The organism is Streptomyces sp. NPDC016562 (assembly GCF_043076955.1).
GTDB lineage: Bacteria > Actinomycetota > Actinomycetes > Streptomycetales > Streptomycetaceae > Streptomyces.
In genome coordinates this window covers 22,569-45,135 of sequence record NZ_JBIBRZ010000007.1, presented here as the reverse complement: position 1 = coordinate 45,135, position 22,567 = coordinate 22,569, and the positions used below count along the sequence as shown (strand labels likewise).

Genomic DNA, 22,567 nt, shown 5'->3' with positions numbered 1-22,567 from the left:
ATGTCCCGGTCCGCCCGTCTCTCGGACTGGCCGGCCGGGGCTCGGGCTGTGCATCGCGACGCTGCCCGCCCCTGTAATGGATGGCCCGGCCCGTTCCTTTGGGGGTTTCCCGGCAGTCTTCGTATGTCCGGGGCGGGACGGTCGGTCAAGGGTGGCCGAAGGCCATCGCGCAGCGACGCGACCGTAGGGAGCGCCCTTGAGGGACCGGCCCGACACGGAGAGACGATGAGACTGACGGGAAACCCCCAAGACCTCTCTGATGCCGCCCAAGGGGCTCCCGCCCCACCCGGAGCCACCCCGCCCGCCCCACCCCCGCCAGGGGCGGGTGGGCAACCGCCGCGCGCGAGCGGGGGGCCAAGGGGGCGGATACCCCGCACGCGAGGGCCCCGTACGCCCCCCACGTCACAGCTGGGCTGCAAGGCGACCCGCCCCGGGCCGGTGTGCCGTGTGGCGCCAATAGAATCGGCGGGTGGATACGACCCTGGATGACCCCCTCGTCGGGCGCGTGCTCGACGGCCGCTACCGCATCGACGCCCGCATCGCGGCCGGCGGCATGGCCACGGTCTACCGCGCCGTCGACACCCGCCTCGACCGCGTCCTCGCGCTGAAGGTCATGCACCCGGCCCTCGCCGCCGACGCGGCCTTCGTCGACCGGTTCATCCGGGAGGCGAAGTCCGTGGCCCGGCTCGCGCACCCCAACGTCGTGGCCGTCTTCGACCAGGGCACCGACGGGCCGTACGTGTACCTCGCCATGGAGTACGTCTCCGGCTGCACCCTGCGCGACGTGCTCCGCGAGCGCGGCGCGCTCCAGCCGCGGGCCGCCCTCGACATCCTCGAACCGGTGCTCGCCGCCCTCGGTGCCGCGCACCGGGCCGGCTTCGTCCACCGCGACATGAAGCCCGAGAACGTCCTGATCGGCGACGACGGGCGCGTCAAGGTCGCCGACTTCGGGCTGGTGCGGTCCGTGGACTCGGTCACCAGCACCACCGGCTCGGTCCTCGGCACCGTCTCCTACCTGGCCCCCGAGCAGATCGAGAGCGGCGTCGCCGACACCCGCGTGGACGTCTACGCCTGCGGTGTCGTCCTGTACGAGATGCTCACCGGCTCCAAGCCGCACCTCGGCGGCACCCCCGCCCAGGTGCTCTACCAGCACCTCCACGAGGACGTGCCGCCGCCGTCCGCCGCCGTGCCCGGCCTGTCCGTCGCGCTCGACGAGCTCGTCGCGCAGGCCACGGCCCGCAACCCGGAGCTGCGCCCGTACGACGCCGCCGCCCTGCTCGGTCTCACCCTCGAAGGCCGCGCCCTGCTCAGCGACGCCGAGCTGGACGCCGTACCGCCGCAGGCGCGCGCCGAGGAGCGCTCGTCCGCCGAGGACCGCACCGGCGTGATCCCGCGCCCGGTGGAGGCGCGCCAGCCGGTGCACCACACCTCGCGCCTGGAGACCCTGCCCCCGCCGCCCGCGCCCGCGGCACACCGGTCGGCCGGCGGGGGACGGCCTCCGCGCGGTGTGCTGCTGGTCGTCGCGGGGGTCCTGCTCGCGCTCGGCCTCGGGACCGGTGTCTGGTACATCAACTCCGGGCAGTTCACCAAGGTCCCCAACCTGCTCGGCAAGACCGAGGAGCAGGCGCGCTCGCAGCTGTCCGCGGCCGGTCTGGGGGTGAAGGGGGTCGAGCGGAAGTTCAGCGACGCCTTCGACCGCGGGACGGTGATGGACACCGATCCGCCGGGCGGCAAGCGGATCCGCGGCAACGGCGCGGTGACCATCACCCTGTCCCGCGGCCCGCAGGTGGTCTCGGTGCCCGACCTCAAGGGCAGGCCGGTGGAGGCCGCCAAGGCCGAGCTGACGAAGGCCGGGCTGGCGCCCGGAGTCGTCACGCAGGCGTTCAGCCAGGACGTCGCGCAGGGCTCGGTGATCAGCACCGACCCGGCCGGCGGCCAGAAGCGGGCGCCCGACACGGCGGTCGCGCTCCTGGTCAGCAAGGGCCGCCCGGTGCCGGTGCCGAACGTGGCCGGGATCTCCGCCGAACAGGCGAAGTCCACTCTGGAGGGCCTGGGCCTGAAGGTCGTGACGGCTCCCGAGCAGGTCAACGCCCCCTCGGCGGCCGGTACGGTCGCCAACCAGTCGATCGCCGCCGGCAGTCAGGCCGCGGCCGGGGACACGATCACGCTGACCCTGTCCAAGGGCCCCCGCCAGCTCCCGGTCCCGAACGTGACCGGCCAGGACGTGGACGTGGCCCGCAAGACCCTGGAGGCGGGGGGCTTCAAGGTGAAGGTGGACCGGCCCTTCCTCTCCTTCAGCAACACGGTGGACACCCAGTCGGTGCCGGCCGGACAGAGCGCCCCCGAGGGCAGCACGATCACCATCAAGACCAAGGGGCTCTAGGCCGCCGTGATACGCAATCCAGTGGGCGGGCACGTTCCTGTCGCCGGCGGGCTCGCCTCGGTGGGCCTGGCCTACGCCCGGGAGATGGGCGCCGAGGCCGTCCAGGTCTTTGTCGCCAATCCGCGCGGCTGGGCCACCCCGACGGGCAACCCGGCCCAGGACGAGCGGTTCCGGGAGCAGTGCGCGGCCGAGTCCATCCCGGCCTACGTGCACGCGCCGTATCTGATCAACTTCGGCTCGCACACCGAGGCGACCGTGGAGAGGTCGGTGGAGTCCCTGCGCCACTCGCTGCGCCGGGCCCGGGCGATCGGGGCGCTCGGCGTGGTCGTGCACACCGGTTCGGCCACCGGGGGCCGCCCGCGCGAGGTGGCGTACGCGCAGGTCAGGGAGCACATGCTGCCGTTGCTGGACGAGCTGACGCATGAGGACGACCCCTTCTTGCTGCTGGAGTCCACGGCCGGTCAGGGTTCCTCGCTGTGCTCGCGCGCCGAGGACTTCGGACCGTACTTCGAGGCGCTCGACCACCACCCGATGCTGGGGATCTGCCTGGACACGTGCCACGTCTTCGCGGCCGGTCACGACCTGGCGGAGCCGGGGGGTACGAAGCTGACGCTGGACCTGCTGGTGGACACGGTGGGCGAGGGCCGGCTGAAGCTGGTGCACGCGAACGATTCCAAGGAGGGTGTCGGCGCCCACAAGGACCGGCACGCCAACATCGGCCTGGGCCACATCGGCCCCGACGCCTTCGCCGAGCTGATGACGCACCCCGCGATGGACGGTGTACCGCTGATCACCGAGACCCCGGGCGGCAAGGAGGGGCACGCGGCGGACGTGGCGCTGCTGAAGAGCCTGCGCCCCTGAGGGGCGGGGCCGCGTCTCCCGGGTACGCCGTCCGGGTGACCCTGGCCGCCGGCACGGCCGAGTGAGCCGATGAAGGACTGACAGGCTGAAAAGCCCCTACAGCTCGGGGCCGTCCCCGGGCTCTTCCTGGTACGAGTAGCGCTGCTCGCGCCAGGGGTCGCCGATGTTGTGGTAGCCCCGCTCCTCCCAGAAGCCCCGGCGGTCCGCGGTCATGTACTCGACGCCGCGGACCCACTTGGGGCCCTTCCAGGCGTACAGGTGCGGGACCACCAGCCGTACGGGGAAACCGTGCTCGGCGGTGAGGAGTTCGCCGCCCTGGTGGGTGGCGAAAACCGTGCGCTCGGAGGCGAAGTCGGCCAGCCGCAGGTTGGAGCTGAAGCCGTACTCGGCCCACACCATCACGTGCGTGACCTGGGGCGCGGGCGGTGCCAGGGCGAGGACGTCGCGGGCGAGGACGCCACCCCATTCGGCGCCCTGCATGCTGAATTTCGTCACGCAGTGGAGGTCCGCCACCACGGAGTTGAAGGGCAGGGACGTGAACTGCTCGTGGTTCCAGCAGTGCTTGTCGCCGTCGGCCGTCGCGCCGAAGACGCGGAATTCCCAGCGGTCCGGCTTGAACTTGGGTACGGGCCCGTAATGGGTGACCGGCCAGCCTCGCTGCAGCCGCTGCCCCGGTGGAAGCTCCAACTGCTCTGCTCCCGGAGATTCCCGGCTTTCCGGCTGACCCATGACTCCATGGTGACAGACGACGCGGGGTGGTCATGACCAGGTCTGTGCCGATTAGGGCAAGTCACTGCAACTCACACTAAGGAGGCACTTACTGGACGGCCTCCGGCGGCGGTGCAAGGATGCGCGCAATCCCCCCGGCCGATGCTGGGAGGTCCCCAGCCCCGTCATAAATGACATTGCCTGGAAGGAGCCTCTGCGATGCAGGGCGACCCCGAGGTCCTTGAATTTCTGAACGAGCAGCTGACCGGTGAGCTGACGGCCATCAATCAGTACTGGCTGCACTACCGCATCCAGGACAACAAGGGCTGGACCAAGCTCGCCAAGTACACGCGTGAAGAATCCATCGACGAGATGAAGCACGCGGACAAGATCACCGAGCGCATTCTGATGCTCGACGGTCTGCCGAACTACCAGCGCCTCTTCCACGTGCGCGTCGGGCAGACGATCACGGAGATGTTCCAGGCCGACCGCCAGGTCGAGGTGGAGGCCATCGACCGCCTCAAGCGCGGTATCGAGGTCATGCGCGGCAAGGGCGACATCACCTCGGCCCGGCTCTTCGAGGAGATCCTGGAGGACGAGGAGCACCACATCGACTATCTCGACACCCAGCTGGAGCTCATCGAGTCCCTGGGCGAGGCGCTCTACATCGCGCAGCTCATCGAGCAGCCCAGCTAGTCACCGAGCAGCCGGGCTGGTCATCGAGCAGCCGGGCCAGCTCCCGCTAGGCCACTTCCGCCAGCTCGGGCAGGGGCGCGAGGGCCGGCTCCGGGGCGGCGGCGAGCACGGCCGCCGCGTCGCCCTTCTCCAGCAGCTCACGGCGCGGGCACGCGCCGCGGCCGAGGATGCCCTGGATGGTGCGCACGCAGGAGCCGCAGTCGGTTCCGGCCTTGGTGGCCGAGGCGATCTGCCGCGGGGTGCACGCACCGGCAGCCGCGTGGTCCTTGACCTGCTTGTCGGTGATTCCGAAGCAAGAGCAGACGTACACGCGGTTCACCTCCGGGGTGGAACGGTTCGGCGGCCATCCCTATTCGGTGAGGCTTACCTAACCGTACCCAAAGTTAGGGTGACCTAAAAGACCCGGACACGACGATGGGGCGCGGATCACATCGATCCGCGCCCCGTCGTCGTACGAAGATACTGACTGATCCCTACTGGTCCCGGTACATCTCGGCGACCAGGAAGGCCAGGTCCAGGGACTGGCTGCGGTTGAGCCGCGGGTCGCAGGCCGTCTCGTAGCGCTGGTGCAGGTCGTCGACGAAGATCTCGTCGCCGCCGCCCACGCACTCGGTGACGTCGTCACCGGTGAGCTCGACGTGGATGCCGCCCGGGTGGGTGCCCAGCGCCTTGTGGACCTCGAAGAAGCCCTTGACCTCGTCGAGCACGTCGTCGAAACGGCGCGTCTTGTGGCCGGAGGCCGCCTCGAAGGTGTTGCCGTGCATCGGGTCGGTGACCCAGGCGACGGTCGCGCCGGAGGCGGTGACCTTCTCGACGAGCTCGGGGAGCTTGTCGCGGACCTTGTCGGCGCCCATGCGGACGACGAAGGTCAGCCGGCCCGGCTCGCGCTCGGGGTCCAGCCGGTCGATGTACGTCAGCGCCTCGTCCACCGTGGTGGTGGGGCCGAGCTTGATGCCGACCGGGTTGGCGATCTGCGAGCAGAATTCGATGTGCGCGTGGTCCAGCTGCCGGGTGCGCTCACCGATCCAGACCATGTGGCCGGAGGTGTCGTACAGCTTGCCGGTGCGCGAGTCGGTGCGGGTCAGCGCGCCCTCGTAGTCGAGCAGCAGCGCCTCGTGGGAGGCGTAGAACTCGACGGCCTTGAACTCGGCCGGGTCGGTGCCGCACGCCTTCATGAAGTTCAGCGCGTTGTCGATCTCTCGCGCGAGCTGCTCGTAGCGCTGACCGGACGGGGAGGACTTCACGAAGTCCTGGTTCCAGGCGTGCACCTGGCGCAGGTCGGCGTAACCACCGGTGGTGAAGGCGCGCACCAGGTTGAGCGTGGAGGCGGACGCGTTGTACATCCGCTTGAGCCGCTCGGGGTCCGGGATCCGGGCCTCTTCGGTGAAGGCGAAGCCGTTGACCGAGTCACCGCGGTAGGTCGGCAGGGTGACGCCGTCGCGGGTCTCGGTGTCCTTGGAGCGCGGCTTGGAGTACTGGCCCGCGATGCGGCCGACCTTGACGACCGGCACGGAGGCCGCGTACGTCAGGACGGCGCTCATCTGGAGCAGCGTCTTGAGCTTGGCGCGGATGTGGTCGGCGGAGACGCCGTCGAAGGCCTCGGCGCAGTCGCCGCCCTGAAGGAGGAACGCCTCGCCCTTGGCGACGGCTCCCAGACGGGCGCGCAGCTGGTCGCACTCACCCGCGAAAACGAGGGGAGGATACGACTCGAGGTCCGCGACGACAGCGCGCAGAGCCTCGGCATCGGGGTACGAGGGCTGCTGCGCCGCGGGAAGGTGCCGCCAGGTCGCCTTGGCGGCGGGGGCTTGGGTTTCAGCGTTCACGGTCACCTCGTACACATTACGGCGTCACACGCGGCGTCCAGCCATGCGACCACAACGTGAGACGGCCGTCCGCGCCGAAGGCGCGGGGGCCCGGCAGGAACGGAATCCATGGTTCAGCCCACCTCGTGAGACGGATACGGCGCTGCGGGGCCGTCGTGGGCTAAGGTGCCCGACATGTACGCGCACGTGAACCAGAACTGGTGGTGGCCCGCTCCCGGCGGCCCACTTCTCGCGCGTACCTGAACGCAGACACGCACGACGCGAAGGCCGCCCCGAGGGGCGGCCTTCCGCATGCGGTGCGAAGACACCGGCGGACGCGGGCCGCTCCTCCCTCCGGAAGGACGCTCCCGCCCCATGCACTCCAGCCAGCCGCACCGACCGAGCCCGCTCAGCCCATCGAGCCCGCTGGCTCGCCTGCTCGACGACTCCTGCCCGCCCTTCGCCCTGCTGCGCCGGCGGACCCCCGGGCGCGACCACGACACCGTCGAGGTGCTGATCGGCGCGGTCCACGAGGCCGAGCACCTCGCCGACCTGCCCGTCGGGGAGCTGCCGACCCTCGCCCTCGTGCCCTTCCGGCAGATCCGGGAGCGCGGCTTCGACGTACGCGACGACGGCACGCCGCTGAGCGTGCTGGTCGCCGAGGAGACGTACGAGATCCCGCTCGACCGGGCCCTGGCCGAGCTGCCCGCGCATGCGGTGCGCGTCGACGGCGGCGGCTTCGACGTCCCCGACGAGCAGTACGCGGCCACCGTCGAGCGGGTCATCGAGGACGAGATCGGCCGCGGCGAGGGCGCGAACTTCGTCATCCGGCGCACCTACGAGGGCCGGATCGAGGGCTTCGGCCGGGCCGACGCCCTCGCCCTGTTCCGGCGACTGCTGCTGGGCGAGCGCGGCGCGTACTGGACGTACGTCGTCCACACCGGCGACCGCACTCTGGTCGGGGCCAGTCCCGAGGTCCACGTGCGGATGTCCGGGAGCACGGTCGTGATGAACCCGATCAGCGGGACCTACCGCTATCCGGCCGGCGGCCCGACCGTGGACTCCCTCCTCGCCTTCCTCGGCGACCGCAAGGAGACCGAGGAGCTGTCGATGGTGGTCGACGAGGAGCTCAAGATGATGTGCACGGTCGGGGACCGGGGCGGGGTGGTCGTCGGCCCGCGGCTGAAGGAGATGTCCCACCTCGCGCACACCGAGTACGAGCTGCGCGGGCGCTCCTCCCTGGACGTGCGGGAGGTACTGCGGGAGACGATGTTCGCGGCGACGGTCACCGGCTCGCCGGTGCAGAACGCCTGCCGGGTGATCGAGCGGTACGAGAGCGGCGGCCGCGGCTACTACGCGGGCGCGCTGGCCCTGCTCGGGCTCGACGCCTCCGGGGCCCAGACCCTCGACTCCCCCATCCTGATCCGGACGGCCGACATCGGCGCGGACGGGGTGCTGCGGGTCCCGGTGGGCGCGACGCTCGTCCGGCACTCCGACCCCGCGAGCGAGGTGGCGGAGACGCACGCGAAGGCGGCGGGCGTGCTGGCGGCGCTCGGGGTGCGGCCGGCGGCGCCCCGCCCGGCCTTCGAGGAGGCCCGGCTGGGGCAGGACCCGCGGGTGCGGGCGGCCCTCACCGCCCGGCGGGCGGACCTGGCCCCGTTCTGGCTGCGGATGCAGGAGCGGCCCGCCCCGCTGATCGGCCACGCGTTGGTGGTGGACGGCGAGGACACCTTCACGGCGATGCTGGCGCACGTGCTGCGGGTGGCCGGGCTGGAGGTGACCGTACGCCGCTACGACGATCCGGGGCTGCGGGAGGCCGCCCTGACCTGGGAGGGCCCGGTCGTCCTGGGCCCCGGGCCGGGCGACCCGGCGGACGGCGCGGACCCCAAGATGCGGATGCTGCGCGCGCTGGCCGCCGAGCTGCTGGCCGCGCACCGCCACGGCCTGGTCGGGATCTGCCTGGGCCACGAGCTGCTGGCCGCCGAGCTGGGGCTCCCGCTGATCCGCAAGGCGCAGCCGGCCCAGGGGGCGCAGACCCGGATCGACCTGTTCGGGGCGGACGAGGTGGTCGGCTTCTACAACACGTACACCGCGCACTGCGACGACGAGCGGGCCGCCGCCCTCGCCCTGCGGGGCGTCGAGGTGTCCCGGGACCCGTCGACGGGCGAGGTCCACGCCCTGCGCTCGGCGGGGGGCTCCGAGGCGGGCTTCGCGGGGGGCTTCGCGGGGGTCCAGTTCCATCCGGAGTCGGTCCTCACCCTGCGCGGCGCGGACCTGCTGCGCGCCCTGCTGCAAGGGGTCCGGGCCGGCGCCCCGGCGTAACGACCCCGCCCGCCGGGGCGCGGGGTCCGGGGCGCAGCCCCCGACCCCGCGCCCCGGCGCAGGCGCACCGGTCAGGAAGGGCCGGGGACCAGGGTGTTCTCCGAGCTGCGGCCGGCGAGGTAGTCCGCCACGTTGGCCACGGTGGTGTCGATGATCTGGCCGACCGCGTCGCTCGTGTAGTACGCCTGGTGCGAGGTCACCACCACGTTCGGGAAGGTGACCAGCCGGGCCAGGGTGTCGTCCTCGACGGCGACCAGGGACTTGTCCAGGAAGAACAGCCCGGCCTCGGCCTCGTACACGTCGAGGCCGACCCCCGTGAAGCGGCCCGCCCGCAGTTCGCGGACGAGGGCGTCCGCGTCGACCAGCCCGCCCCGGGAGTTCACGAGGATCGCGTCGTCCCGCATGATCCGAAGCGCCGCCGCGTCGATGATGTGGTGGGTGGACTCCATCAGGGGCACGTGCAAGGTGATCAGGTCGCAGGACGCGAGCAGCGTCTCCTTGTCCACGTACGTCATGCCGAGCTCCAGGCACTGCGGGTTCTGCGTCACGTCCCAGCCCAGCAGGTTCATGCCGAAGCCGTGCGCGATCCGGGTGAACGCCGCCCCGATCCTGCCGGTGCCGAGCACGCCGGCCGTGCGGCCGCGCATGTCGCGGCCCATCAGCCCGTTCAGCCGGAAGTCGAAGTCCCGGGTCCGGTTCGATGCGCGGACGATCCGCCGGTTCACGGCCAGCGCGAGGGCCCAGGCGAACTCGGCCACCGAGTACGGCGAGTAGGAGGAGACCCGGCCGACCGTCAGGCCCAGGCTCCGGGCCGCGTCCAGGTCGATGTTGTTGAAGCCGGTGGACCGCTGGGCGATCATCCTGGTCCCGCCCGCGGCCAGGAGCCGCAGCACCCGGGCGTGCAGGTCGCCGTTGACGCTGGAGGAGACGATCTCGTACCCGGCGGCGATGGGCGCGGTGTCCTCGCTCAGCGGGACGTCGAGGCAGCGGACCTCGTGCCGGCCGGCGAAGGCCTGCTCCAGGAGCGGCTTCTCGTCGGCGGTCACACCGAATGCGAGGATCTCCACGCGTGCTCCTGAACGTCGGGCCATGGGTCGTTCGTCACGATACGACCCGTGTCCCCGGGGCGCTGCCCGGCCGGGCGGGGCCGGCCGGGTGGCTCGCGGTCCTTCGGCGGGTCTCAGCCGAAGAAGACCCCGACCTCCTTGTAGAGCGCGGGGTCCACGGTCTTCAGCCGGGCCGTCGCCTCCGCGATCGGGACCCGGACGATGTCCGTCCCCTTGAGCGCGACCATTTTGCCGAAGTCACCCTCGTGCACGGCCTGGATCGCGTGCAGCCCGAACCGGGTCGCCAGCCACCGGTCGAAGGCGCTCGGCGTGCCGCCCCGCTGGATGTGGCCGAGCACGGTCGTGCGGGCCTCCTTGCCGGTGCGCCCCTCGATCTCCTTGGCCAGCCACTCCCCCACGCCCGACAGCCGGACGTGACCGAAGGAGTCGGTGGTGGCGTCCTTCAGGACCATCTCCCCGTCCTTGGGCATCGCCCCCTCGGCGACCACGACGATCGGCGCGTAGCTGGCCTTGAAACGGGAGGTCACCCAGGCGCACACCTGGTCCACGTCGAAGCGCTGCTCCGGGATGAGGATGACGTTGGCGCCGCCCGCGAGCCCCGAGTGCAGGGCGATCCAGCCGGCGTGCCGGCCCATGACCTCGACGACCAGGACCCGCATGTGCGATTCGGCCGTGGTGTGCAGCCGGTCGATGGCCTCGGTCGCGATGCCGACGGCGGTGTCGAAGCCGAAGGTGTAGTCGGTGGCCGACAGGTCGTTGTCGATGGTCTTCGGCACGCCGACGCAGGGGATGCCGTACTCCCCGTACAGCTGGGCGGCGACCCCCAGGGTGTCCTCGCCGCCGATCGCGATGAGCGCGTCGACCTCGTACTTGTCGAGGTTCTCCTTGATGCGCCGGACCCCGTTGTCCGTCTTGAACGGGTTCGTGCGCGAGGAGCCGAGGATCGTGCCCCCGCGGGGCAGGATGCCGCGGACGGCGGGGATGTCGAGCGGGACGGTCATCCCCTCGACCGCACCCCGCCAGCCGTCCTTGAATCCGATGAACCGGCAGCCGTACTCCTGCTCGCCCTTGCGGACGACCGCCCTGATCACCGCGTTCAGCCCGGGGCAGTCACCGCCGCCGGTCAGCACTCCGACCTTCATGGAATCTGTTGTCGCCATGACGGTCACGCTAGTGGTGACCCACGTCACAGCAAGAGGGCCGGACGAGGCAATTCAGGTGGAATTACGGGGCGTTGCGTACGCCCGTTCACTCGGACGAAGGCGAAAGTACGATCGAAGACCCGGCCTGAGCCGTCTAGGCGTCGTCGAGGCCGCGCTCTATCGCGTACCGGACGAGCTCCACCCGGTTGTGCAACTGCAGCTTGCCCAGGGTGTTCTGGACGTGGTTCTGCACGGTGCGGTGGGAGATGACCAGCCGCTCCGCGATCTGCTTGTACGAGAGCCCCTTGGCGACGAGCCGCAGCACCTCGGTCTCCCGGTCGGTCAGTTGCGGGGCCTTGGGCTCGTCGGAGGCGGTGGGCACCGGGTCGGTGGCCAGGCGCCGGTACTCGCCGAGGACCAGCCCGGCCAGCCCGGGGGTGAAGACCGGGTCGCCGGCGGCGGTGCGGCGGACCGCCTCGATCAGCTCCTGGGCTCCGGCGGACTTCAGCAGGTAGCCGGTCGCGCCGGACTTCACCGCCTCCAGGACGTCCGCGTGCTCGCCGCTGGCCGACAGGACCAGGACCCGCGGCGCCGGGTTGGCGCCGGCCAGTTCCTTGCATACCTGGACCCCCGGCATCCCCGGCAGGTTGAGGTCGAGGACCAGGACGTCGGGGGTCACGGCGCGGGCCCGGCGTACCGCCTCGGGGCCGTCGCCGGCGGTGGCGACGACGTCGAAGCCCGCGGCGGCCAGGTCGCGGGCGACCGCGTCCCGCCACATCGGGTGGTCGTCGACCACCATCACCCTGATCTCGTGCAGCTGGTCCACGTCGGCGCGCTCACTCATCTCTTGGCCGTCCTCCCCCTCGGTACTTTCAATTCCACTTCGGTGCCCTGTCCGGGGACGGACACCAGCTCGGCGCTGCCGCCGAGGTCGCGCAGCCGGCCGCGGATGGACAGGGCCACCCCCAACCGGCCTTCGCCCTCCGCCTGGTCGAGCCGCCCGGCCGGGATGCCGGGGCCGTCGTCGCGCACGGTCACGATCACCTCGTCGCCCCAGTCCTCGACCAGGATCCAGGCCCGGGCGCCCTCCCCGGCGTGCTTGCGCACGTTGTCGAGGGCGGCCCCGACCGCCGCCGCCAGCTCCCGCGCGGCGGGGCCCGGCAGCGGCACCGGGGTGCCCGGCTCCGCGAAGCTCACCCGGGACCCGGCGTACGGGGCGAGGAGGTTGCGCAGATCCAGCTCGCCCTCGTCGGTGCCCGGCTCCTCCACCTCGTACGTGTCCACCAGCGCGCCCCGCGACCCGTCCCGGGAGACCCGCGAGGGCTGCGCCAGCCCGCTGGAGACGAGGGTGCGCAGCGCCACCTCCTGCTCCCCCGCCATCCTGCCGAGTTCCTCGGCCTCGCCGCCCAGTTCGGCGCCGCGCCGCTGGACCATGGCGAGGACCTGGAGGACCCCGTCGTGGATGTCGCGGGCGAGGCGCTCGCGTTCGCGGGTGGCGGCCTCGATCTCCAGGGCGCGGGCGAGGGTCGCCTCACTGGCCCGGGCGACCTCGACCACGTACCCGATGGCCACGGAGGAGACCCAGACGAGCAGCACGTTGTGCAGGGCGTCCCGGGTGGGCTGGCCGCCGTGGATGAGGATGGTGACCGCGACGACGAAGGTGGAGGCGAAACAGGCCCAGCGCCAGCCGCCCTTGATGGCGAAGCCGAGGACCGCACCGCCGGTCCAGATCGTGGGGAGGGTGGGCCCGCCCCCGATGATCCGCTCGTGGGTGTCGGCCAGCGGGGTCAGCCCGATGCCGACGAGGGCGACGGTGAGGTCGGCCACGAGGAAGCCCTTGGTGCAGCTGGCCGCGTTGGCCACCTTCGGGGTGGTGGCCAGGGTCCAGACCGCGAGGAAGCCGAGGTAGCCGGCCGCGGTCCAGGGGTGCGGGAACTTCTTGTACGCCGAGGCGAACAGCAGCACCGCGTACACCATCGTCAGCAGCCGGTACACCGTCAGGGCACGCCAGAGCGGCTGCTCCACCGACATGCGTACGACGCGTTCGCGTTTCGCCATCTCCCCCACCCCCTGCGGGCGGTACGCCCCGGCCTGCTCCTACTCCGCCGTGCCCTCGGGCTTCTCGGCCTTGGCCTTCTCGGCCTTCTCGGCCTTCTCCGCATCGGCGATCTGGCGCTTGGCGGCCGTCGCGTAGATGTCGACGTACTCCTGGCCGGAGAGCTTCATGATCTCGTACATGACCTCGTCGGTGACCGAGCGGAGGATGAAGCGGTCGTGGTCCATGCCGTGGTAGCGGCTGAAGTCCAGCGGCTTGCCGATCCGGATGCCCGGGCGCATCAGCTTGGGGATCACCTTGCCGGGCGGCTGGATCTTCTCCGTGTCGATCATCGCCACGGGGATCACGGGCGCGCCGGTGGCCAGCGCCACACGGGCCAGCCCGCCGGGCTTGCCGCGGTAGAGGCGGCCGTCGGGTGAACGCGTGCCCTCGGGGTAGATACCGAACAGCTCCCCGCGTTCGATGACCTCGATGCCGCTCCTGATGGCGGCCTCGCCGGCCCCGCGGGCGCCGGAGCGGTCCACCGGGAGCTGGCCGACGCCCTTGAAGAAGGCGGCCGTCAGCCTGCCCTTGATTCCGGGGGAGGTGAAGTACTCCGCCTTCGCGATGAAGGTCACCTTCCGGTCCAGCACGGCCGGCAGGAAGAAGGAGTCGGAGAAGGAGAGGTGATTGCTCGCGAGGATCGCCGGCCCCTCTGCGGGAATGTTCTCGAGGCCCTCCACCCACGGCCTGAAAGCGAGTTTCAGGGAACCGCCGACGGAGAACTTCATTGCGCCGTAGATCAACTCGAAAGCCTTCCTGTGTCTGTCGAACAGACCATATCCCGTGCCTCCCCCGGCAGGAGCCCGACGACCCTGGCCGGTGCCACCCCGGTCGCGTACGGTGAAGTCACACAGAGCAACGCACCCCCCGACGTACCTCATCATCAAGGAGACCCAGGTGCCCGTCCTCCCTGGAGCCGAGCCGTTCCGCCACGAGGGCGGAGAGGTCGGCGTCCTTCTCTGCCACGGCTTCACCGGTTCCCCGCAGTCGCTGCGCCCCTGGGCCGAGTACCTCGCGGCGCAGGGCCTGACGGTGTCGCTGCCGCTGCTGCCCGGGCACGGGACGCGCTGGCAGGACATGCAGCTCACGGGCTGGGAGGACTGGTACGCCGAGGTGGACCGCGCCCTGCGGGACCTGCTGGACCGGTGCGCGCAGGTGTTCGTCTTCGGGCTGTCGATGGGTGGCGCGCTGAGCCTGCGGCTGGCGGCCAAGTACGGGGAGGCCATCAGCGGCCTCGTACTCGTCAACCCGGCCAACAAGGTGCACGACCCGCTGGCGGTCGCCCTGCCGGTGGCCAAGCACTTCATCCGGTCGACGCCGGGCATCGCGAGCGACATCGCGAAGCCGGGCTCGGAGGAGGTCGGGTACGACCGGGTCCCGACGCGCGCCGCGCACTCGCTGCGGACGTTCCTGCGCCTGGTGGACGCCGAACTGCCCCAGGTGACGCAGCCGGTGCTGCTGCTGCACAGCCCGCAGGACCACGTGGTACCGCCGGTCGACTCGGCGCGGATCCTGGCACGGATCTCGTCGAGGGACGTCACCGAGACCCTGCTGGAACAGAGTTACCACGTCGCGACGTTGGACCATGACGCGGAGCGGATCTTCGCGGACAGCTATGCGTTCGTCGGCCGACTGGCGCAGAGCGTGGGCAGGGAGGGGGCGCGAGCGGGTGGCTGAGCACGAGGAGCAGTCGGGCGGGGTTCCGCCGTTGGACGAGGAAGCGGCGTGGGCGGCGATCGTCGCCGGGTACGGGCAGGAGCCGCCGGACCCGCCGGGGGCGCGTCCGTTCAAGCCGATCGAGAACCTGCTCCTGCCGGAGGAGGACGTCAAGCCGTTCCCGCGGGAGCCGGAGGCGAAGTCGCAGCAGGACGCCGAGCCGGAGGCCGGGCCGGAGGTGAAGCCGGACAAGCCGGAGCTGAAGCCGAAGGCGGACAAGCCGGAGCCGAAGGCCGGTCCTGAGGCCGAGCCGCCGGCGGCGCTGGGCAGTTCGGTGCTCTTCGCCCCGGGCGTCGGCATGGCCGGCCCGCGCGACCACTCGCTGGCGGAGCCGAAGGACGACGACCTGACCGCGGCGGAGGAGGGCCACTTCGTCCCGCCGGAGCCGGAGCTCCCGGAGGCGGACACCACGGCGAAGTTCGCGTGGCTGGCGGTGCTGGGCGGCCCGGTGCTGCTGCTCCTGGCCGTGCTCCTCCAGTGGGAGATGACCTGGTGGCTGACGACGCTGGGCATCGGCGGCTTCCTGGGCGGTTTCGCGACGCTGGTCGCCCGCATGTCGCAGGGCGACGACGATGACGACGACCCGGGCCGAGGCGCGGTGGTCTAGGTCCTGGGGGATGCGCAGGCGGGGCTGAACCTCGGCCCCGCCTGACCCCCGGCCGCCGGCCTACCGCCCCGCGGCCAGCCGCAGCGCGGCCAGCACCGGCAGGTGGTCCGTCGCCGACCGCAGGTCGGTGGACGAGACGCCCGGCAGGCCCGCCGGAACCCCGCAGGCGAGGACTTCCACGCCCGGCGTGGCGAAGACGGCGTCGACGCGGCGGTCCGGCGCCGACGCCGGGAAGGTCGGGCCGTCGCCCCACGGGGCCACCGACCAGCAGTCCTGCAGGGCGCCCGCGAGGGCTCCGAAGGCCGGGCCCTCGGGCCCCTCGTTCACGTCGCCCGCGGCGATCCCGTACGGCGTGTCCAGCTCCGCCAGCCGTTTGAGGAGGAGCTCGGCCTGGGCCCGGCGTTCCGCGCGGTCCAGGGACAGGTGCGCGCTGACCAGGCCGACCCGCGCCCCGCCGATCCGGACCACCGCCGTGGCGAAGCCCCGCCGGTGCAGGCCGGGGGTGCGCGGCAGCAGCACGTCCTGGGTCCGCTCCACGAAGACCCGCAGCGAGCACAGCAGCAGCGGCCCGGCCGCCGTCGCGCCCCCGCCCAGTACCACCAGGTCGCACTTCGCGGCGAGCCGCGCCGCGTGCTTGCGCCACCGGAAGAACCGGGGCGCCTCCTGTACGAAGACGAGGTCCGGCTCGCAGGCCTTGATGACCCGGGCCAGCGCCTCCTCGTCGTCGCGCAGGGAGCGGATGTTGTAGCTGAGCACCCGGATCACGGCAGAACCGTCGGGCTCCGTACGGGACTTCGGCAGCTGGTCCATGCCCCGCAAGATACGCAGCCGCCCGCCGCTCCCCAAGGGGCGCAGCGGGCGGTCCATACGAAAGGGGTCAGGCGTCAGCCCCAGGGCTCAGCCCTGGCGGGCCAGGTCCGCCGCACCGACGAGCCCGGCCTTGCCGCCCAGCTGCGCGGCGAGCACCTGCGCGTGCGGGCGCCAGGCGCCGCCGACCAGCCAGCGCTTGAAGGACTTGCGGATCGGGTCGAGGACGAGGTCGCCCTCGTCGGAGACGCCGCCGCCGACGATGAACGCCGACGGGTCGAAGAGGGAGGCCAGGTCGGCCAGGCCGGCGCCGGCCCAGCGGGCCAGCTCGCGGAAGGCGTCGACGGCCACCAGGTCGCCCTGGCGGGCGGCCTCGCTGATGTGCTTGCCCTCGATGCCCTCGGGGGTGCCGTCGCCGAGCGCGAGCAGGACCTTCGCGTTCTCGGGGGTGGCGTTGGCGCGCTGCTTCGCGTACCGCACGAGCGCGCGCCCGGAGGCGTACTGCTCCCAGCAGCCCTGGCTGCCGCAGCCGCACAGCAGGCCGTCCGGGACGACCCGGATGTGCCCGAACTCGGCGGCGACGCCGAAACGTCCGCGGCGCAGCTTGTTGCCGATGATGATGCCGCCGCCCAGGCCGGTGCCGAGGGTGATGCAGATGACGTCCTCGTGGCCCTGGCCGGCGCCGAAGCGGTATTCGCCCCAGGCGGCGCAGTTCGCGTCGTTCTCGACGACGACGGGCAGGCCGATGCGCTGCTCGACCTTGTCCTTGAGCGGCTCGTGGCGCCAGTTGATGTTGGGCGCGAAGAGTACGGTCGCGCGCTTGTCGTCCACGTATCCGGCGGCGCCGATGCCGACGGCGTCGATGGTGTGGCTGCTGCTGACCTCGGACACGGCCGCGCAGATCGCGTCCGTCACTCCGTCCGGCGTCGGCGGGGTGGGCACCTTGTACGTCTCAAGGATGGTGCCCTCTTCGTCGACCACGCCGGCCGCGATCTTGGTGCCGCCGATGTCGACGCCGATGGTGAGTCCCATTAGTCCCTCGGTTTCCGGTCAAGCCCCGCCACGGCCAAAGGTACCCGAGGGCGGGCGTCGCCTAGTCGAGATCGATCCGCTCGTCGGGGCCCGCGTCGGGTCCGTCGTCGCGGGGGTCGCGGTCCTGGGGTGTCTGGCGGGGGGGCGCGCCGTCGCCCCGCGTCCAGCGGCGCTCGTGGCCCTCGACGGCCGAGCGGTACGCGGCGAGCAGCTCGGACCCGGCGGCCGCGAGGTGGTCGAAGACCTCGGGGTTGCGCTCGATGACGGGTTTGGCGGCGGTCTTGGCCTGGTCGACGATCTGGCGTACCGCGCCTTGTGCGGCCACGCCGAAGAGCGGGTTGTTCAGTGCGGAGACCTTGTCGGCGACGGCCTCGAAGAGCTTGAACAGCTCCTCGGCTGCGGTGCCGGTGGCGCCGGCGCCGGACTCCTGCTGTCCGCGCAGGCGCTCCTTCTCGGCGGCGAGGGCCTCGGCGCAGGCCTTGGCCCAGGCGTCGTCGTCGGTGGGGCGGTCGGTGGCCTCGCTCATGGCGGACTCTCCTGCGGCGGCTGCGGGGCGTGCGGTACGGGCTACCTTCGACGGTACCCGAACGGGGGTACGGGGTTCAGGGCACGCGGGGGTGGTTCAGGGCGTACGGGGCCACAGGGCGGGGTCCGGGGTGAAGCGGATGCGGAGCACTCCGTCGGCCAGGGCGGCGCCGGAGACGGTGCAGCGGCGCAGCGCCGCGGGGAGGGGAACGATTCTGCGGTACGGGCCGGCCGCGAGCAGCAGCTCGTCGCCGCGGCGGATCAGGTCGAGCTCGCTCTTGCGAACGCCGGGCAGCGGCGCCGCCCAGACGAGTACCCCGTCCTCGGCGCGGCGGTCCTCGACGGCCCAGTCGGTGCGCGGTGCGGGCGGCCCGGGGACGAGTCCGGGCGTCTGCGCGAGGACGGCCAGGTCCTGCGGGTCGCGCGGGTCGCGGCCGAGGTGGGCGAGGGCGACCACGGGGAGCTCGGCGGCCCACTCGGCGGCGTACTTCTCCTGCTGGGCGGCGAGCCCGGCGAGCCAGGGGTCGGCGGAGCCCTGCGGCACCATGCGGTTGGCGACGACGGCGCGGACGGGCAGCTGGTGCAGGGCGAGCCCGAGCCGTCCGAGCCGCAGTGCGTCGGCGGCGGCCGGCCCGGGCTCGGCGACCAGTCGCACCTCGGTGGTGTCGGCCTCGATGACGGCCTGGACCTCCGCGAGCTCCGCGTCCCAGCGGGCGGCGGCCTCGTAGAGCCACTGCGCGGGCATGGGCACTCCGGCCAGCTGGGCCAGTACGGGCCGCAGGGCGCGGGCGGCCTGGCGCTCCGCGGGGAGCAGCCGGGCGAGGTAGCGGCGCAGCTGCGCGGGCAGGGCGAGGGTGGCCGCGGCCTCGTGGAGCGCGGGCATGTCGACGACGACGAGGTCGGTGCCGGGGGCGCGGGCGGCCCGCCGCAGGGCGCGCAGCAGGGCGAACTGTTCGGCTCCGGGCAGCTCGGTGAGCTCCTCGGCGCCGAGGGGGCGCGCCCCGACCATCCCGAGCAGCGCGGAGCCCCGCTCCTGCAAGACGACGAGCTCGGCGCGGAACTCCTCGCCGGAGTCCACCCGGGCCACGCGCAGGCGCTCGGCCTCCGGGACCAGCGGCTCGCCGGTCACCAGGAGCACCCGCCGCCCGTCGCGCGCCGCGGCGAGCGCGGTGGCCGCGGCCACGGTGGTGCGGCCCGATCCGCCGGGGCCGGTGATCAGCAGGATGTGCATGGGGAGGGTGCTCCGGATCGATGGGGTGCGGCGGCGCCGCCGGGGGCGCCCCCGGACCCCGGCGCCTCGAACGCCGGCGGGGCCGGTGGGGTCAGACGCTCTCGACGCGCTTCTTCAGGCCCGCCAGCGCGCGGTCGATGATGACCTTCTCCGCCTTGCGCTTGATCATGCCGAGCATGGGGATCTTGACGTCCACGGTCAGCTGGTAGGTGACCTCGGTGCGCTTGCCGCCGTCCACCGGGGCCAGCCGGTAGGAACCGTCGAGCTGGCGCAGCATCTGCGACTTGTCCAGGGTCCAGCTGACCTCGTCCGTGCCCTTCCAGGTGTAGGCGAGGGTGTGGTCGTCCTTGATCGCGCCCGCGTCGAGCAGCAGCCGGACCTTCTCGGCGCGGCCCTGGGCGTCGGTGGCGAGCACCTCGGCCTCCTTCACCTCACCGGTCCACTCCGGGTAACGGGCGAAGTCGGCGATCACGGCCATCACGTCGGCCGGCGCGGCCTCGATCATGATGCTTGAGCTGGTGTGTTCCGCCATCGCAGTCGCTCCTCCGGGGAGTGTTCGAGGAAGTGTCCGGCCTCCGGCCGCCGCTCGAAGGCTACCGTGCGTGCGGAGCTCACCACTCCAGGGCCCAGGGCCGCCCGGTGGCCGCGAAGTGCCCGACGTTCACGCACTCCGTGCCGCCGATCCGCATGCGCTGCGCCAGCGGCTGGTGCACGTGCCCGAAGAGGGCGTACCGGGGCCGGGTCCGGCGGATCGCGGCGAGCAGGGCCTCGCTGCCCCGTTCGAAGCGGCGCGCGACCGTGTCGTAGCAGAGCTCCGGTACCTCCGGCGGGATGTGCGAGCACAGTACGTCGACCTCGCCGAGCGCCTCCACCTTGGCCGCGTACTCCTCCACGTCCACCTCGTAGGGGGTCCGCATCGGCGAGGGCAGGCCGCCGCCGACGAAGCCGAAGACGCGGCCGCCGATCTCGGCCCGCTGCCCGTCCAGGACGGTGAGGCCGGGGCGGTCGGCGTACTCCGGCCACAGACCGGGGATGTCGACATTGCCGTAGGTGGCGTACGTGGGGTTGGGGAAGGCCGCGAACATTTCCGCGTACTGCTTGCGCACCGCGCCCTCGATGAGCTGCTCCCGGTCCAGGCCGGCCCACAGCTGCCGTCCGAGGACGTGCGCCTCCTCGAAGCGGCGCTGTGTGCGCAGCTCGACGATCCGGTGCGCGTTCTCGACGCCGAAGAGGTCGGGGAAGATCCCGCGCGAATGGTCGGCGTAGTCGAGGAAGAGGACCAGGTCACCGAGGCAGATGAGGGCGTCGGCGCCGTCTCCCGCCCTGGCGAGGTCTTCGGAGTTGCCGTGCACGTCGCTGACGACGTGCACCCGTGTGCGGGCTTTTCTGCCACGCGTGCTGCCACCCATGCGGCCACCCTAGGGGGGCCCGGCGGGCCGGGGGTAGAGGGGGTGGAAGGGGCAGCTGGACCTGCGGTTACTTCCGTGTGGTGGCCGGGGTCGACTAGGGTCGGCACCTTAGGGCCGTGTCATGTGACGCATGGAACATCTGGCCGGTTCCCTCTATCCGGAACCCACTACTGATGGGTAACGTCCGGTCGGTCCACATGGTGGCGATGGCGCCCAGAGGAGCAGCAGTCTTGCGCGAGTTCAGCCTTCCGGCCCTGTACGAGGTCCCGTCGGACGGGAACCTGACGGATCTCATCCGCCGCAACGCCTCGCAGCATCCCGACACCGCCGTCATGAGCCGCAAGGTCGACGGCCGGTGGCAGGACGTGACCGCGACCGAGTTCCTGGCCGAGGTGCGGGCCACGGCCAAGGGCCTGATCGCCTCGGGCGTCCGCCCCGGCGACCGCGTCGCCCTGATGTCCCGCACCCGCTACGAGTGGGTGCTGGTCGACTTCGCGATCTGGACCGCGGGCGGCGTCACCGTCCCCGTCTACGAGACGAGCTCGGCCGAGCAGGTCCAGTGGATCCTCAGCGACTCCGGCGCCGCCGCCGTGATCGTGGAGAGCGCCGGGCACAGCGCGGCCGTGGCCTCGCTGCGCGACCGGCTGCCGGAACTGCGCCAGGTCTGGGAGATCGAGCAGGGTGCGATCGACGCCCTGAAGAGCGCCGGTGCGCAGATCACCGAGGACGAGGTCGACGAGCGCAGCAGCCTCGCCAACGCCGACGACCCGGCCACCATCGTCTACACCTCGGGCACCACCGGCCGCCCCAAGGGCTGCGTGCTGACCCACCGCAACTTCTTCGCCGAGTGCGGCAACGTGGTGGAGCGCCTGAGCCCGCTCTTCCGCACCGGCGAGTGCTCCGTCCTGCTCTTCCTCCCGGCCGCGCACGTCTTCGGGCGCCTGGTGGAGGTGGCGGCCGTGCTGGCGCCGATCCGGCTGGGCTGCGTTCCGGACATCAAGAACCTGACCGACGAGCTCCAGTCCTTCCGGCCCACGCTGATCCTCGGCGTGCCGCGCGTCTTCGAGAAGGTCTACAACTCGGCGCGCGCCAAGGCCCAGGCCGACGGCAAGGGCAAGATCTTCGATGCGGCGGCCGAGACGGCGATCGCGTACAGCCGCGCGCTGGACGCCCCGGGCGGGCCGTCGCTGGGCCTGAAGCTCAAGCACAAGCTGTTCTCGAAGCTGGTCTACAGCAAGCTGCACACGGTCCTCGGCGGGCGCGGCGAGTACGCGATCTCCGGCGGCGCCCCGCTGGGCGAGCGGCTCGGCCACTTCTTCCGCGGCATCGGCTTCACCGTCCTGGAGGGCTACGGCCTGACGGAGTCCTGCGCGGCCACGGCCTTCAACCCGTGGGACAAGACGAAGATCGGTACGGTCGGCCAGCCGCTCCCGGGCTCCGTGGTGCGCATCGCGGACGACGGTGAGGTGCTCCTGCACGGCGAGCACGTCTTCACGGGGTACTGGAAGAACGAGACGGCGACCGCCGAGGCGCTGACCGACGGCTGGTTCCACACCGGCGACGTCGGCACCCTCGACGAAGACGGCTACCTCGCGATCACCGGCCGCAAGAAGGAGCTCATCGTCACGGCGGGCGGCAAGAACGTCGCCCCGGCCGTGATCGAGGACCGCATCCGGGCGCACGCGCTGGTCGCGGAGTGCATGGTCGTGGGCGACGCCCGGCCGTTCGTGGCCGCGCTGGTCACCATCGACGAGGAGTTCCTCGGCCGGTGGGCCGCGGAGAACGGCAAGCCGGCGGGTGTGACGGCGGCGGAGCTGCGCGAGGACGCGGAGCTGATCGCCGCCGTCCAGAAGGCCGTCGACGACGGCAACGCGGCGGTGTCCAAGGCGGAGTCGGTGCGCAAGTTCCGCATCCTGCCCGCGCAGTTCACCGAGGAGTCGGGGCACATCACGCCGTCGCTGAAGCTGAAGCGGAACGTGGTGGCGAAGGACTTCGCGGACGAGATCGAAGCCCTCTACCGGGGCTAGGACTTCGGCGGCGGCGGGGGCCCGGGGCGCCCCCCCCCCCCCCCCCCCCCCCCCCGAAACCCCCCCCCCCCCCCCCCGGGGGCCCCCCGCGCCCCCCCCCCCACACCCCCCCCCCCCCCCCCCCCCCCCCCCCA

General features: G+C 72.2%; 21 protein-coding genes. 7 read left to right on the top strand and 14 right to left on the bottom strand.

Annotated elements, in window-relative coordinates:
- The first annotated feature begins 469 nt into the window (after positions 1–469).
- Both pknB and ACF059_RS25705 read left to right on the top strand, forming a co-directional pair.
- A complete protein-coding gene (gene pknB / locus ACF059_RS25710; protein ID WP_392061299.1) occupies positions 470–2,383 on the top strand; it encodes a Stk1 family PASTA domain-containing Ser/Thr kinase in 1,914 nt (637 codons plus the stop codon).
- A gap of 9 nt (positions 2,384–2,392) precedes the next feature.
- Entirely contained in the window at positions 2,393–3,244 is an 852-nt protein-coding gene (locus ACF059_RS25705; protein ID WP_392061890.1) for a deoxyribonuclease IV, read from the top strand.
- A gap of 96 nt (positions 3,245–3,340) precedes the next feature.
- Here the strand turns inward: ACF059_RS25705 and ACF059_RS25700 are convergent, their stop codons facing one another.
- Complete coding sequence (locus tag ACF059_RS25700; RefSeq protein ID WP_361950326.1) at positions 3,341–3,973, bottom strand: sulfite oxidase-like oxidoreductase; 633 nt, start codon at positions 3,971–3,973, stop codon at positions 3,341–3,343.
- A 198-nt stretch (positions 3,974–4,171) separates the two neighbouring features.
- Here ACF059_RS25700 and bfr point away from each other — a divergent pair, with 198 nt between their 5' ends.
- A complete protein-coding gene (bfr, locus tag ACF059_RS25695) occupies positions 4,172–4,648 on the top strand; it encodes a bacterioferritin (RefSeq protein WP_030037303.1) in 477 nt (158 codons plus the stop codon).
- A gap of 46 nt (positions 4,649–4,694) precedes the next feature.
- On the opposite strand, the gene ACF059_RS25690 is transcribed toward bfr, so the two are convergent.
- The gene (locus ACF059_RS25690; RefSeq protein WP_360901086.1) at positions 4,695–4,958 is read right to left on the bottom strand and encodes a (2Fe-2S)-binding protein; all 264 of its coding nucleotides are present in this window, start codon (positions 4,956–4,958) and stop codon (positions 4,695–4,697) included.
- A gap of 163 nt (positions 4,959–5,121) precedes the next feature.
- Entirely contained in the window at positions 5,122–6,477 is a 1,356-nt protein-coding gene (locus ACF059_RS25685; RefSeq protein WP_360901090.1) for a class II 3-deoxy-7-phosphoheptulonate synthase, read from the bottom strand.
- Positions 6,478–6,825: 348 nt separating this feature from the next.
- Here ACF059_RS25685 and ACF059_RS25680 point away from each other — a divergent pair, with 348 nt between their 5' ends.
- Entirely contained in the window at positions 6,826–8,772 is a 1,947-nt protein-coding gene (locus tag ACF059_RS25680) for an anthranilate synthase family protein (protein WP_392061293.1), read from the top strand.
- 71 nt (positions 8,773–8,843) lie between these two features.
- Here ACF059_RS25680 and ACF059_RS25675 read toward each other — a convergent pair whose 3' ends face one another.
- The 5 genes from ACF059_RS25675 to ACF059_RS25655 form a co-directional block, all read right to left on the bottom strand.
- Positions 8,844–9,839 (bottom strand): 2-hydroxyacid dehydrogenase, encoded by a 996-nt coding sequence (locus ACF059_RS25675; RefSeq protein ID WP_392061290.1) that lies wholly within the window; start codon positions 9,837–9,839, stop codon positions 8,844–8,846.
- Between the two features lie 113 nt (positions 9,840–9,952).
- The gene (locus ACF059_RS25670) at positions 9,953–10,981 is read right to left on the bottom strand and encodes a 6-phosphofructokinase (protein ID WP_392061887.1); all 1,029 of its coding nucleotides are present in this window, start codon (positions 10,979–10,981) and stop codon (positions 9,953–9,955) included.
- A 154-nt stretch (positions 10,982–11,135) separates the two neighbouring features.
- Positions 11,136–11,825 (bottom strand): response regulator transcription factor, encoded by a 690-nt coding sequence (locus ACF059_RS25665; protein WP_360901096.1) that lies wholly within the window; start codon positions 11,823–11,825, stop codon positions 11,136–11,138.
- Positions 11,822–13,039, bottom strand: a complete 1,218-nt coding sequence (gene macS / locus ACF059_RS25660) for a MacS family sensor histidine kinase (RefSeq protein WP_392061288.1) — start codon at positions 13,037–13,039, stop codon at positions 11,822–11,824. Before macS ends, ACF059_RS25665 begins: the two co-directional genes overlap by 4 nt.
- Positions 13,040–13,078: 39 nt before the next feature.
- Complete coding sequence (locus ACF059_RS25655) at positions 13,079–13,822, bottom strand: lysophospholipid acyltransferase family protein (RefSeq protein WP_392061286.1); 744 nt, start codon at positions 13,820–13,822, stop codon at positions 13,079–13,081.
- 154 nt (positions 13,823–13,976) lie between these two features.
- Between ACF059_RS25655 and ACF059_RS25650 the strand changes: the two genes are divergently transcribed.
- Together ACF059_RS25650 and ACF059_RS25645 are read left to right on the top strand one after the other, a co-directional pair.
- A complete protein-coding gene (locus ACF059_RS25650; RefSeq protein ID WP_392061283.1) occupies positions 13,977–14,756 on the top strand; it encodes an alpha/beta hydrolase in 780 nt (259 codons plus the stop codon).
- On the top strand, positions 14,749–15,402 hold the full coding sequence (locus ACF059_RS25645; RefSeq protein ID WP_392061281.1) for a hypothetical protein: 654 nt from the start codon (positions 14,749–14,751) through the stop codon (positions 15,400–15,402). The genes ACF059_RS25650 and ACF059_RS25645 overlap by 8 nt, the downstream gene beginning before the upstream one ends.
- A 60-nt stretch (positions 15,403–15,462) precedes the next feature.
- Here ACF059_RS25645 and ACF059_RS25640 read toward each other — a convergent pair whose 3' ends face one another.
- The 6 genes from ACF059_RS25640 to ACF059_RS25615 all read right to left on the bottom strand — a co-directional run bounded on the left by ACF059_RS25640 (position 15,463) and on the right by ACF059_RS25615 (position 20,406).
- Positions 15,463–16,212 (bottom strand): endonuclease/exonuclease/phosphatase family protein, encoded by a 750-nt coding sequence (locus tag ACF059_RS25640; protein WP_392061278.1) that lies wholly within the window; start codon positions 16,210–16,212, stop codon positions 15,463–15,465.
- Positions 16,213–16,299: 87 nt separating this feature from the next.
- Positions 16,300–17,241, bottom strand: a complete 942-nt coding sequence (locus tag ACF059_RS25635; protein WP_392061275.1) for an ROK family glucokinase — start codon at positions 17,239–17,241, stop codon at positions 16,300–16,302.
- Positions 17,242–17,302: 61 nt separating this feature from the next.
- A complete protein-coding gene (locus ACF059_RS25630; protein WP_392061272.1) occupies positions 17,303–17,767 on the bottom strand; it encodes a DUF5304 family protein in 465 nt (154 codons plus the stop codon).
- Between the two features lie 96 nt (positions 17,768–17,863).
- Positions 17,864–18,997, bottom strand: coding sequence for an ArsA family ATPase (locus ACF059_RS25625; RefSeq protein ID WP_392061269.1), 1,134 nt, complete (start codon positions 18,995–18,997; stop codon positions 17,864–17,866).
- A gap of 91 nt (positions 18,998–19,088) precedes the next feature.
- On the bottom strand, positions 19,089–19,529 hold the full coding sequence (locus tag ACF059_RS25620) for an SRPBCC family protein (protein ID WP_361950354.1): 441 nt from the start codon (positions 19,527–19,529) through the stop codon (positions 19,089–19,091).
- A 79-nt stretch (positions 19,530–19,608) separates the two neighbouring features.
- Complete coding sequence (locus tag ACF059_RS25615) at positions 19,609–20,406, bottom strand: metallophosphoesterase (protein ID WP_360901126.1); 798 nt, start codon at positions 20,404–20,406, stop codon at positions 19,609–19,611.
- Between the two features lie 230 nt (positions 20,407–20,636).
- On the opposite strand from ACF059_RS25615, the gene ACF059_RS25610 reads away from it, so the two are divergent.
- On the top strand, positions 20,637–22,433 hold the full coding sequence (locus tag ACF059_RS25610; RefSeq protein ID WP_392061266.1) for an AMP-dependent synthetase/ligase: 1,797 nt from the start codon (positions 20,637–20,639) through the stop codon (positions 22,431–22,433).
- Positions 22,434–22,567: the final 134 nt, after the last annotated feature.

Bases quoted from the DNA above. Each gene is read 5' to 3' on its own strand.
- macS (WP_392061288.1), bottom strand. From the start codon at position 13,039: ATGGCGAAACGCGAACGCGTCGTACGCATGTCGGTGGAGCAGCCGCTC.
- ACF059_RS25640 (WP_392061278.1), bottom strand. From the start codon at position 16,212: ATGGACCAGCTGCCGAAGTCCCGTACGGAGCCCGACGGTTCTGCCGTG.
- bfr (WP_030037303.1), top strand. From the start codon at position 4,172: ATGCAGGGCGACCCCGAGGTCCTTGAATTTCTGAACGAGCAGCTGACC.
- ACF059_RS25620 (WP_361950354.1), bottom strand. From the start codon at position 19,529: ATGGCGGAACACACCAGCTCAAGCATCATGATCGAGGCCGCGCCGGCC.
- ACF059_RS25635 (WP_392061275.1), bottom strand. From the start codon at position 17,241: ATGGGACTCACCATCGGCGTCGACATCGGCGGCACCAAGATCGCGGCC.
- ACF059_RS25630 (WP_392061272.1), bottom strand. From the start codon at position 17,767: ATGAGCGAGGCCACCGACCGCCCCACCGACGACGACGCCTGGGCCAAG.
- ACF059_RS25615 (WP_360901126.1), bottom strand. From the start codon at position 20,406: ATGGGTGGCAGCACGCGTGGCAGAAAAGCCCGCACACGGGTGCACGTC.
- ACF059_RS25665 (WP_360901096.1), bottom strand. From the start codon at position 11,825: ATGAGTGAGCGCGCCGACGTGGACCAGCTGCACGAGATCAGGGTGATG.
- ACF059_RS25680 (WP_392061293.1), top strand. From the start codon at position 6,826: ATGCACTCCAGCCAGCCGCACCGACCGAGCCCGCTCAGCCCATCGAGC.
- ACF059_RS25700 (WP_361950326.1), bottom strand. From the start codon at position 3,973: ATGGGTCAGCCGGAAAGCCGGGAATCTCCGGGAGCAGAGCAGTTGGAG.
- ACF059_RS25625 (WP_392061269.1), bottom strand. From the start codon at position 18,997: ATGCACATCCTGCTGATCACCGGCCCCGGCGGATCGGGCCGCACCACC.
- ACF059_RS25670 (WP_392061887.1), bottom strand. From the start codon at position 10,981: ATGAAGGTCGGAGTGCTGACCGGCGGCGGTGACTGCCCCGGGCTGAAC.